The following is a 12,129-nucleotide window of genomic DNA, read 5'->3' as shown; positions in this document are numbered from 1 at the left end:
AAAGCCAGAATACAAGGAACAACAATGAAACTATACGAATTTGCCCCGACTCCAAGTTGTCGCCGAGTTTCCATTTTCCTCAAAGAGCTAGGTGTTGATATTGAACGCGTTCAAGTCAATGTGCGTGAGGGAGAGAACCTAGTGGATGATTTCAAGCAAAAAAGCATAAATGGCAAAGTTCCTATGCTGGAGTTAGAATGTGGTGTCACCATCTGTGAGAGTGTTGCCATTTGTCGCTACTTCCATGAAGCGACTCCCAACAGAAAAAACCTCTTTGGTGAAACGCATTTAGAAACAGCTCAAGTTGAAATGTGGAACCGAGTGGTGGAGTTCCAAGGCTTGTATGCAGGCTTCCAAGCATTCCGAAATATCTCAGGTATTTATAAAGATCGCGAAACGTGTGTCGAAGAGTGGGGTATTGAAAGTAAACGCCGCGTTGAAAGTTTCCTTCCTCAATTGGAACAACAGCTAACAGGTAACCCATTCATTGTTACAGAAGCACTCACTATTGCTGATATTACCGGTTTTATATTTGTAGGATTTGCGGAAAAAGCCCTACAAATTGACGTTCTAAATCAGTACCCCAATATTGCGCGTTGGTTTGATGAATTATCCCAACGCCCTGCATTTCAATAAATTTCATAAGTAACTAATATTAGCCTCCTTATTATTTTTCTTTTAGCCGAATGAAACTGAGTAATATGTGTTCGGAATAATTAAAGGGAGGCTAAGTCCTAGATAACACTCTCTTTAGACCTTATTGTAATTATTCATAAGAATATTCATACCTTCTACCTATAAATCACATCCCAATCTGTTGGATTACATCTGATAATATTGTCGGATAGCGCCTACAAATTTATTAAAACCCATTAATATACATGCACTTAGTAAATAACTATATTTGTTTTCTATTTGACTTCTATCCCATTTTTTTTATTCTTACATTCTATTTTTGATGTGTATGAGTAAATTGTGAACCGTTTATTCCTATTATTTATTTCTGCCATGTGTATGGTTTTTAATACTTACGCTTTGTCAGCACCAAGTGACAGATCGAATACAATGCCGAATAAAATTAAAGTGGCATTGCTTTCTCGTACGCTTGATAATTATGCATATCATGACCCTACTTATGATATCGAGACTGATTTGGTTGATAGCTTGTCAAAAAGTCTCAATATCGATGTTGAATATATTGTTTATCCGACAGTGTATTCATTACATCAAGCTATTGATAAAAAAGAAGCGGACTTAGCCGTAGGACTTTCTGATACAAGCGATTCAAATTATATCTATAGTGAAACTTTATATCAGAGCTCGATTGCTATTTGGTACCGAAATAAAAGCCTAATGCATGTTTCGCCTAGTTCTATGAAATGGGTATGTGTCAAAGGTTCTATTTATTGCAAAAAGTTGGATTCACGTGGTCTGCCAAATATTTATGAAGCAGAGAGTTTTTCTGACGCCATCAACCAGGTTAACTCTGGTCAGGCGGATGCAGTGCTAGATAGCTATGTATCATTGTTGGCGTGTGTGAATTCATCTACTCAAACCATTGGTCGTATAGAAATTCCTGACTGGTTTGATACTGAGAACATTCGTATTGCAGCGCCTAAGAATAGCCAACTGTTGATGCAAAATATCAATTTAGTGTTGAATCAAGAATCAAATCTATCGGGTGTCCATTCGGACAATATCTACCATCAAATAGATGTTGCACGAAATGCGGTGTCGAACGAAGTTAATCCAACGATTCGTTATACAATTTGGGATGACTCCTATCCTCTGTTTTATCGCGATACTAGTGGCGAGATCGCTGGGTTTCTTCCAGAACTACTCAAGCTAATTGAAATCCGTACATCAATGCGATTCCAGTATGTACCTTTGCATGATGGTGAAACGCCATTAGGGTTGTTAAAACAAAAAGCAATAGATTTTGTTCCTGCGGTGTTAATGGATTCCCATGATCTTGACTGGACAGCGGTATCTAACCCCTTAGCAACGATTAAATATTATGCGGTCAGTTATAAAGGGCTGGCATATAAGAAGAATGCGAATGAAGGTGTTTTGTTTGCCAACACTCCGGCGTATCAAAGCATTAAGAATCGAATATTTGGCGAAAATACAATTACCTACATTAGCATTAAGCAACTTGTTGATGACCTAAGAAATGGCAAGTTACGTCAAGCCTATGTTCGTGAGGACATACTCGATTATCTGGTCGCAAATGATGATGACGATAAGCTTGTTATTAAACGTCACTCTTACAAAGAGATTGATGTAGCGATCACCGTAAGGGGAGACGACCGTCAGATCAGTGACCTAATTGATGGCGTCGCATCGACGATTAGCCCAAAGGAAATCCACCGTCTGCAAAACGGATATACCCAATTCAACATTGTTTATGGCTTCGATAAAAACTTAGTCATCGTAGGCTTGTCGATTCTCGCCGGCATTATTGTCATGAGCGTGTTTATCTTTTATCTGTGGAAGAAAAACTTTCAGTTGCAAGTCTCTCTGAATGAGAAAGAAGCGCAAAGAACGCAAAATAACTTACGTTTCCTACAGAACATTATTAACAGCTTACCTAACCAGATTTTTATTCACGATACTAAGCATAAGTTGCTGCTAAGTAACTGTAGTGGCGTAGAAAGCGGTAAGTGTAAAAGTTGCAGCCTTGCTCAGAAAGATCGCCCAGAGCACAAGGTGATTGAAAACAATGAAGAACTGTCACGCGTGTTAAAAGTGGGGGAAACCATTCAACGTGACGTTGATGTTCAAACTTGCAATGCGGGTTTACAGACTATTGATTACTTCAGGACTCGCATCAACGGGCCTGCCGATGCTGAAGAGTTAGTTTTAACTGTTGTGCATGATGTGACTGCTCAGAAAGAGCAAGAGCGTGCATTACGCGCGGCGAATGAAACGGCTCAGCATGCAGTGCAAGCACGAGAACGTTTCTTAGCGAGTATGAGTCATGAACTTCGTACCCCAATCGCGGGTATGGCCGGCTTACTAGAAATGCTGAAAATTCGCACTGATGATGAAGACACGCTGATGATGATCAATAACATCATTTCTTCAACTCGCCATCTGCATCTATTGGTGAATGACATTTTGGATTTCTCAAAGCTTGAAGCACAACAGCTTGAGCTTGATTTAGGTGAATGCCATTTGTTGAGAGAAACGGGCGAATTGTTGCGTGTCCACTGTGTCTCAGCTCAAAAGAAAGGCTTGCAGTTTGAAGTGAACTGGACTCCGACTACAGTCAAAGTAGTTAAGATTGATGTTTTGCGTTTTAGCCAAATTATCAACAACTTACTGTCGAATGCAATAAAGTTCACTGACTCCGGCAGAATCACTGTAGATATTACATTGGACGAGAAATGTGTGTCTCTTTCAGTAACTGATACCGGCGTTGGCATGAGTAAAAATGTCATCAAAGGTGTATTCAACCCGTTTTATCAGGCGGATTCAACGATTGCTCGTCGATTTGGTGGAACCGGCTTAGGTATGGCGATTGTACACAATTTGGTCACAGTGATGGGTGGAAGAATTAGCATTGATAGTGAGCCAAATTTGGGAACAACCGTATCGTTTACTATTCCTCACGAGTTGGTTCGTACCTATGGGCAGTCTCAGAAAGTTGTTTGTGCGACTTATCACGGTACTGATCCTTTGATGTCGAGCTGGATCGATATATGGACGAGCAACAAGAACAGTTCGTGTTCACTAAAAAATATCGACATTTATGACCAAGAAAATTTCGATGATAGTTGTTGCGAACATCAACACAGTATCGTGATTAAGAAAGACCTAGATGTTTTCCGCAGCCGAAATGGGTGTTGTGTGTACTTGAACTCTACGCCTTTCTTCCCTGATTTATTGTTCGATGCAGTAGTTGGTAATGAAAAAATGACAGTATCTGATGAAGAAGATATGCGCGCTCCATTGAACGGTAAAGTGCTAGTGGCTGAAGATAACCCAATAAACCAGTTGGTGTTTAAGCAACAATTAGCTGAACTTGGTATCGATGTGGATATCGTCGACAACGGTTTGATAGCACTCGAGTTACTGCAAGCTAAGCCAATGGAGTATGACCTTCTAATAACGGATTGTCACATGCCAGTGATGGACGGATATGAGTTAGTGACCCGTATACGCAAGCAACCAGAACTTAGTCATATCACTTTGATTGGCTGTACTGCGGAAGACTCACGAGTCGCTAATGAGAAAGCAATGAACACAGGCTTCGACACGATGTTGTACAAGCCTTATGGCATTAGTCGACTACATAAATTGCTTGCACAATATCTTTTTTCTGACGAACCAGTCGCTGAGATTTGGTTGGCGAAATATGACGCTGAAGATGCTCAAATTCTGTCACAAGTGTATGTAGAAACGATGGAAAAAGACTTGTCTTTGCTACTTGAAAGCAAAGGCGACCGAAAGTTGATCAAGGAAATTGCTCACCGTATTAAGGGTGGAGCTGGAACAGTAGGTGAAACCGCAGTTCAGCAACGTGCAATGGATTTAGAAAATGGAATGCAGAACTCTGAAGGTAACATCGACCAATTATTCGAACATTTGGTAGGTGACATCACTACCAGTATTGAACAAACAAAAGCGTGGATAAACAAATATGTCGTATAGCATTCAGCGCGTGCTCATCGTTGACGATGATCCGATTCAGTGTATTACGCTGAAAATTCAATTGCAGACCTTTGGTAGTGATGAAGTACGTGTTGCACAAAGTAGCAAACAAGGTTTGGCAATTTGTGAAAATCAAGAATTTGACCTTGTGTTTTGTGATTTGTCTATGCCAGAAGAAGATGGCTTAACGTTTCTAAACTCGCTTAAAAAGCAGAACTACCAAGGGCAACTATGCCTACTGAGCGGCCATGACAAAAGCATTATTGCTTTGGCTGAAATGATGTGTCGCCAACTTGGCTTAAATGTGATTTCGTCACAAACGAAACCTATTTCAAATACGGATTTAGCGTCAGTACTGAATTCAGTTGCTCAGACGGTGCCTTGCCCTAAGGTGAGTGACAACGTGATCGAGTTCTTGCGTTCAGATCTGGATAACGCTTTTGACTCAAATAGGCTGGTCAATTTCTATCAACCTCAATGTCGTTTTACTAATGATACGCAAAGCGGTAATGAAGTCCTTATTCGCTGGGATCATCCAGAGTATGGCTATCTAAGCCCAAACACGTTTTTGCCGATTATCGATAAAGAGCAATGGCATGTACGCTTGTTTTTCTACGTATTGGAACAAGCATTAAAAGACCACAGCAGTGGGAAGTTGTCGGGTTCTATTTCAGTGAATGCGGCTTTGGCCAATTTTGGTGATTCAAACTTTGCTTTTCAGGTACTGGAGTGCTGTGAACGTCATGACTTTTCACCTCAAAACTTGATTATCGAAATGACGGAAATGGAAGTGTATAAACACAATCCAACCATGTTTGAGAATTTCGCTCGCTTACGTCTTAACGATGTTGAGCTGGCTATTGACGATTTTGGTTCCGGTTATTCTTCGTTAATAAAGTTAGCGGATTTACCTTTCACCGAAATGAAAATCGACAGGGCACTTATTACGTCTTGTCATCGCGATAAAAGGAAAAACGCGATTCTTTCTCTGGTTGTTTCAATGGCGAAGCAACTGGACATGCGTCTTGTCGCTGAGGGAGTCGAAGACAATGAGACTTGGGCGCATTTACAAAGTATGGGGATAGACCTTTGCCAAGGTTATTTCACTGGCAGACCCCAACCAATTGAATATAAATTAATGGCTTAACGAGGCTGACTGTAATGATTCAAACAAATAATTCTTTAACTTGTCTTGTAGTCGACGATCACCCACTAGTATGTGCTGCAATCAAACAACTTTTGGATAAAGGCGGACGATTCGAAACCATCATCGTTGAACAAGATCCAATTAAAGCGCAAAAACTGATTCAAAAAGAACAAATCGATTTTCTTATCCTAGATGTGAACCTAGTGAAGTCGGACGGTTTTGAACTGCTTCGTCGTATCAAGTCTCACGGTTTTATTGGTAAGTCTTTGTTTATTTCTGCAAATGATAGCCGCTTGTACTCTGAAACAGCCTACAAACTTGGTGCTGATGGCTATGTTTGCAAGTCTGAAGATCTTAATATTCTAAACGATGCGGTAGAATGCATTCTAAATGGTTATAGTTTCTACAAGCTGATGAAAGACAGTGGTTCAAATGATGTTCAACTTTCAAAACAAGAACTTGTGGTCTTTACTTATCTCGTGGATGGTAAATGTAACAAAGAGATAGCGAGCATTCTTTCTCTTAGTCCGAAAACAATCAGTACGTACAAATCTCGAATTCTTGAGAAGTATAACGTGAAATCGATTGTTGAACTGATGAGCATTAATAAGAACATTATCTAACTCAAAGCTACAAAATATGACGATGAAAACGAGAAAAAATATCAAAGAAATCGTACTGACCAGTTTTATGGTTAGCTTGATTCTTTACGTAATATCTATGGTTTTTTACGTTGATTCGCATATCAATGAACGTGAATTAGAGTTCGAAAAATTCTCTAAGACAATGGCGCAGTACAACCAAGTACTCTTTTTCACCAGTAAGATTCTTGAGAGTGAAGTGAGTAAGTACGACGCCATTGAAGAGGGAAATAAAGACTTACTAGAATACCAAGACAGCGGTTTCTATCATTACAACGATATCAGTGAGTTGACCAATGTTGATATCGCCATAGAAAACGAGTTTCATCAACTTATCAAAGAGATGCCGACTATTCTGCCGGATCAGGATGTGATGTATTACCGCTCGTACACCAGTTCGTTGACAACCGTTGATAAGAAAGATGCCAATATCGAGATTGAGCAATGTTTGGGTCGTCGAAACTGTGCTCTTGAAGCTTCGCAAAGAAGGCTTTCTGATCGCATTTTGATTTCAGACCCATATAAAAATGAATCCGGTGAGGTATTTATCACCGTTTCTAGCCCAATTTATTTCCAGGATATGATCGTCGGTGATGTGAATATCGATATCTTTATGTCGCGTTTTGATGGCGCTTCAGATGTACATGTTGAGAAAAAAGTCATAAACGGTGTGACTTTCTACGAGCTCATCTACGGTAAAAGTTCGATGGATGGAAAGTTCTCTTATAACATCGACTTTGTGGCTGATAATTCAACGGTGTACGTATATAAAGTTCCTGTTTTATCAATTGTTTATAGCACTGTTATTTTCTTTTTCATCATTTGGATAGCGAGTGGATTTATTCTGTTCAGATTTAAAGAATTGGATCTGAATAAAATCAAACTCAGCGAAGCGGAAAGTAGTATTGTACAAGACCAGATGACCGGTCTGTTAAACCGTAACGCGCTTGAAAGTGATGATTTCAAAAGTGTTGTCAAAGAAAAGGGAGCAAGCATTCTTGCTATTGATGGGAACAAACTCAAAACGATCAACGATACTTATGGTCACCATGTTGGTGATGAGGCCATTAAGCAAATTGCTGCAGCCATGAAAGAAGTATTTCGAGATACTGACTACTTAATTCGTTCTGGTGGCGATGAGTTTCTTGCGGTACTTCCCGGTTGCAAGCAAGACAACGCAACAAGATTAGCAGAACGTCTAAAAGAGTGTGTATGCGAAACGACCTTCTCTCCTTATGCACTAAGCGTTGGCGTTTCAGTAGGTGTTGTTGAAATTATGGAGAATGAACCTGTAGAGTCTGCTATTCGTCGTGCCGACGAAAATTTGTATAAAGATAAACAAGCCTAACCCCGTTCTTCGTTGGATTCGCTAATACTCTATAAGAATGATAGATTGGAGGCTAAAAGAAAATTGAATTAGCAAAACAGGCATTTAGTCGCTGTTTTGTATATATGTTGTAGAGAATTGGATTCGCTATGCCAAATAACTTAGATTACAACTTACTGCAAACATTTGTTTTATTGTACAAACACAGAAACTTAAAGTTGGTTGGTCGCGCTCTTGGGGTAACGGAAAGTGCCGTGAGTAAGCATTTGTCCAAACTGCGTGAGCAGCTTGACGATCCTCTTTTTGTTCGAGACAGTCAAGGTCTTGAACCTACCGCTTTTACCGAAGAAGTGGTTCCAAGTATCATCGACGGAATTAACACCATTCAGTCGGCACTTGCAAAAAACACCATAGATTGTGCCAATTATGACGGTGATATTAATATTGCTATCATTCCAGTGATGCATATGCAGTTTGGTGCGCAGTTGTTGATGGAGTTGAAAGCTATATTCCCACGAGCATCCCTATCCTTACTTACATATGACAACCACACTACACAAGACATTACCAATGGCAACGTTGATTTAGGTGTTAATTACTTTAACCCTACATTAAACAAATCGATGTATCAGGGACGCATAAAAACGTTAAGACATGGTGTTATTCTGCCTTCCCGAATGGCAGACTTGAGCGATGGAGATGTATTAGACTTACCTTTTGTCGGAATGGCAGCACGTGGTCGACATGACATCAAAATTCTACTGCAAGAGATTACAGCGTTGGCTGGGCATGATCTTAACGTGTATGCCTATGTTGATAACTTAATTTGTATGTTGGATACAATTGATGAAATTGGCGGTTTTTCGATGAGTCAGTTGTTTGATGTCACGGATGATAGATTCTGCTTCCGTGTTCTTCCAGAGGTATACCAAAAGATAGATAATTATTCGCTGGTGGCTGTGATGAAGGCGAGTAACAGAAGCAATCCCTTGCACATGTTGCTTTCAGATATTGTTAAAAAGAAAGTCGAGCAGTTTTCGATCCCTTAAGCAGTTTCTTTCAGCTGTACAAGCTCTATGATTGAATCCACATTACATTTGTTCAAAATACGACTTTTGTATGTACTTACCGTTTTTGTACTGATTGATAGCAATTCAGAAATACGTTTGTTGGTGAAACCTTTTACAAGGTAGTTATATACAATCGTTTCACGCTTTGATAACGCAGAGAACTCGTTGTCACTGTTGTGTTTGAAAACATTGTAGCCACGTAGAACACTAGAAATAGCGTCTTGAATGATCTCAGTACTTTCCGTTTTTAGAACGTAACCATTAGCGCCCATTTTTTTAGCAGCGTTGGAATACATACTGTGTTCATTACTAGAGACAAACAATATTTTACCTGCGAATTGTTTTGCTCTCATGCGGCGTAGAAAATCTAACCCATCAAATCCAACCAACTGAATATCCAGAATAATTAAGCTAATATCATGCTGTCTTAATGCTGACGCTGCTGTAAAAGCATCGCTGGCCAACAGCACTTTATCGAAGCCATTGTTCGTAAGAAGCATCTGTTGCATTGCTTGTTGTACCATTGGGAAACTGTCGATAATTAGTGCAGTTTTTGTATTCGTTGTCATGTTGTGTACCCTCGGTTAATTCGTTAAGTGCTAACTCTTGGAATCACTATAGGGTTTTTCTTACAGAAAGTGTGGAAAAGGGAAGTTTCCAAGTAGGAAAGTGAGAATATTGTAGGTGGAATTATTCTCCGGTGTAATATTGAACAATCTTCTCTATCTCTCCTGAGTTTTGAAGTTCGATTAGTGCAGCATCAAACTCTCTAACAAATTTCTCTTTATATGGATATTTCTCTTCATGAACGTTGGTATAAGCCATATATCCCGATTCAGTATTAAGATGCATTGCAAGGCTAAAGTTTAAAGGTTTTGCCAACGCTTCCTCTTCAAGTAAGCGTTTTGTTTCCCAAAGAATAGAAATACGGTCATTTATATAGCAATCAATTCTGCGACTGCGGAGTTTGATGAGATTAAGCTGGTTTCCTTTAGCTTCAGAGATAAAGAGTTTCCCATCATCTGATGCTTGCCAAAAGTCAGGTCCGCCGATATTGAACCCTGAGTTTATGCCGATTGTTAGACCATAGAAGTCTTCAGGCCACATCTTTCGGCTGTTTTGTTTTATAACTTCATTGCTGCAAAAAATTACCACATCCTCATCAAGCATGGGATGAGAATAGGGGGAAATGAAGCCACGGCTTTCTGGGTGAAAATATGGAGGCATTAGAGCGAAACTGCGCCCTGATTCAATGAGTTTCAGTCCTCGCTTCCAAGGGACAGGGCGAATAGATATATCGAAATCTACCAGCTTTTCATCGATCGCGTGAACGATATCAGGGTAAATACCAACAGCTTCACCATCTTCTGCATAGGTGTATGGTGGATAAGATTCATCTGTCAGGATTTCAACCGTGATTGTTTCACCATAACAACAAGGCACATACGTTAATCCACTTAACACGGCTACCCAAACTTTGCGCATTCATCGTCATCCTTTTTAATACGCTTACCTTTAGTTTAGTTTTATAAATGAGTTTCGGTTTATAAACAAAGCGTAAAACGCTAAACTGCAGAAAAATTTTACTGGATATGTGAAATGAACGAATTTGAGCCCGATTTCCAAGATGAAGAAGAAATCGAGATAGAGGCTATTGGCGTAGAAGTTGATAATCAACCTATTGAACTTTATAAGGTTCTAAAAATTGCTGACGCTGTCAGTGGTGGTGGTGAAGCGAAGTACGCGATTACGGAAGGTTATGTCGCTGTTAATGGTGAAATTGAAGTTCGCAAGCGCCGAAAATTGTATGACGGTGATTTGATCGAATTTAACCAAGAGTTTTATTTGGTGATTTGTGATGCCCCTGTAACAGAAAACGTGGTTGAAGACGTAAAAGCAAAACCGATAAAGCCACAAGCCGATAAAGCAAAGAATAAGAAACAGGAAAAGAAAAAAGCTACGCCAGCTAAAGCGAATAACAAGGCGAATAAGAAGTCTGATTCAAATCCGAAATCAAAACCAATAGAAGTCGAGCCTGAGAAAGAAGAAAAAATAGGTGGTAGGGGTTCTATCAAGTTTTTCTAAGCGTATTGACTTTTTTACATATTGTTATGGGGGAAGCATAAGCTCCCCCATTTTTTAACTCCAGTCGTCATCTAGAAAAGCTCTACCTTCTAAGGCGTAGGGATCTTCATCGAAAGGGTGTTCGGCTTTACCACGCAATCTTTCCAACTGCGCTTCAAGCATATTGACCGTTTCGTAGTCTCCTTCTGAGCAAGCAATGTATATTTGTTGCTCAAGTGCATCAATGCTTTCACGAATGTTCATTTTGCACCTCCTAATTGACGGTGAATAACACGAGACCGTTTCTCACCACAATTGTAGACCACATATGATGATTTCGTAGCGTCTAAAGTTCAAGCGAGTATTCAGGCGATTTATTCTTCAGTTTAAAAGGATAAGAGACATTGTCTCATATTTGAAAATTCAAAATAAATTCATTGGGTTATGTAAGGTTTTTGTCAATATTAGCTTAGGATATTTCCTAATACGCAAATGATTGACTACACTTAACTTTTATCCAACTCAGTGGTGATCTTGATGAAAAGTAAAGCAATTAAAGTAGCAGTAGTAACAGCATTAGGTGTGAGTTCTTTAACTGGCTGTATGGGTCAAATGGCTACAACAGGTTTGGTTGGCAAATTCAACTTAGAAGTCGTTGACAACCGTTACGCTCGTGAAGGTATGTTCCTACTTTTATCACCAGTGTACGCAATTGCTTCGTTTGCTGACTTGTTTATTTTTAACGCGGTAGAATTCTGGACAGGTACAAACCCACTTTCAGGTAAATCACCAGCCGTGGTTGATACACCAGCAGATGCTATGTTGAAAGTGAATGACAATCTAGACTCTTCAATGACGGAAGTTCCTCTTTCGAACAATGTCGATGTTAAGTCAGCAACAATGCAACAGATCGATGAGAACACCATGCAAATGGATATTTCTTATCTAGATGGCTCTCACAAGGTTTTACGTGGTGAGAAAGGTGAAGACAGCGTAGCGTTTTACTTGAATGATGAATACATCACAACCGTTTCTAATGATGAACTGGTTAACTATGTTCAGACTTCAAAAATCTAAGCTTTAGAAAGTTTACGGATTTCTAGTTAAAGCCTCCTGATGGGAGGCTTTTTTACGTTAAATGAAATTTAAAAAACGCGGGCAGCTGTAAATTTAACCGTTTAAACTTCAATTGCTTACTTACTATGCAAATAAACCGACTTTTAT

General features: G+C 39.6%; 11 protein-coding genes. 8 read left to right on the top strand and 3 right to left on the bottom strand.

Translation table 11 applies throughout. The features are described 5' to 3' along the window. Positions 1-24 precede the first annotated feature (24 nt). The 6 genes from ACRQQK_RS17445 (at position 25) to ACRQQK_RS17420 (ending at position 8,820) form a co-directional block, all read left to right on the top strand. The gene (locus tag ACRQQK_RS17445) at positions 25-636 is read left to right on the top strand and encodes a glutathione S-transferase family protein (protein WP_457513507.1); all 612 of its coding nucleotides are present in this window, start codon (positions 25-27) and stop codon (positions 634-636) included. A 429-nt stretch (positions 637-1,065) separates the two neighbouring features. Next, positions 1,066-4,656, top strand: coding sequence for an ATP-binding protein (locus ACRQQK_RS17440; protein WP_457513506.1), 3,591 nt, complete (start codon positions 1,066-1,068; stop codon positions 4,654-4,656). After that, positions 4,646-5,803, top strand: a complete 1,158-nt coding sequence (locus ACRQQK_RS17435) for an EAL domain-containing response regulator (RefSeq protein WP_457513505.1) — start codon at positions 4,646-4,648, stop codon at positions 5,801-5,803. Before ACRQQK_RS17440 ends, ACRQQK_RS17435 begins: the two co-directional genes overlap by 11 nt. A 14-nt stretch (positions 5,804-5,817) precedes the next feature. Beyond that, complete coding sequence (locus tag ACRQQK_RS17430) at positions 5,818-6,426, top strand: response regulator (protein ID WP_457513503.1); 609 nt, start codon at positions 5,818-5,820, stop codon at positions 6,424-6,426. 16 nt (positions 6,427-6,442) lie between these two features. Next, positions 6,443-7,792 (top strand): GGDEF domain-containing protein, encoded by a 1,350-nt coding sequence (locus tag ACRQQK_RS17425; RefSeq protein WP_457513501.1) that lies wholly within the window; start codon positions 6,443-6,445, stop codon positions 7,790-7,792. A gap of 128 nt (positions 7,793-7,920) precedes the next feature. Beyond that, positions 7,921-8,820, top strand: a complete 900-nt coding sequence (locus tag ACRQQK_RS17420; protein WP_457513499.1) for a LysR family transcriptional regulator — start codon at positions 7,921-7,923, stop codon at positions 8,818-8,820. Here the strand turns inward: ACRQQK_RS17420 and ACRQQK_RS17415 are convergent. Then, the gene (locus ACRQQK_RS17415; protein ID WP_457513498.1) at positions 8,817-9,410 is read right to left on the bottom strand and encodes a response regulator; all 594 of its coding nucleotides are present in this window, start codon (positions 9,408-9,410) and stop codon (positions 8,817-8,819) included. The genes ACRQQK_RS17420 and ACRQQK_RS17415 overlap by 4 nt on opposite strands. A 121-nt stretch (positions 9,411-9,531) precedes the next feature. Next, complete coding sequence (locus tag ACRQQK_RS17410; RefSeq protein WP_457513496.1) at positions 9,532-10,326, bottom strand: substrate-binding periplasmic protein; 795 nt, start codon at positions 10,324-10,326, stop codon at positions 9,532-9,534. A 114-nt stretch (positions 10,327-10,440) separates the two neighbouring features. Between ACRQQK_RS17410 and ACRQQK_RS17405 the strand changes: the two genes are divergently transcribed. After that, complete coding sequence (locus ACRQQK_RS17405) at positions 10,441-10,926, top strand: RNA-binding S4 domain-containing protein (RefSeq protein WP_457513494.1); 486 nt, start codon at positions 10,441-10,443, stop codon at positions 10,924-10,926. A 54-nt stretch (positions 10,927-10,980) separates the two neighbouring features. On the opposite strand, the gene ACRQQK_RS17400 is transcribed toward ACRQQK_RS17405, so the two are convergent. After that, positions 10,981-11,169 (bottom strand): hypothetical protein, encoded by a 189-nt coding sequence (locus tag ACRQQK_RS17400; RefSeq protein WP_102941332.1) that lies wholly within the window; start codon positions 11,167-11,169, stop codon positions 10,981-10,983. 273 nt (positions 11,170-11,442) lie between these two features. Between ACRQQK_RS17400 and ACRQQK_RS17395 the strand changes: the two genes are divergently transcribed. After that, a complete protein-coding gene (locus ACRQQK_RS17395; protein ID WP_457513492.1) occupies positions 11,443-11,982 on the top strand; it encodes a DUF3332 domain-containing protein in 540 nt (179 codons plus the stop codon). The last annotated feature ends 147 nt before the right edge of the window (positions 11,983-12,129 follow it).

Source organism: Vibrio sp. C8 (genome assembly GCF_054051265.1).
Note: the sequence above shows the minus strand (reverse complement) of the source record. Positions and strands in the feature narration are given on the sequence as shown.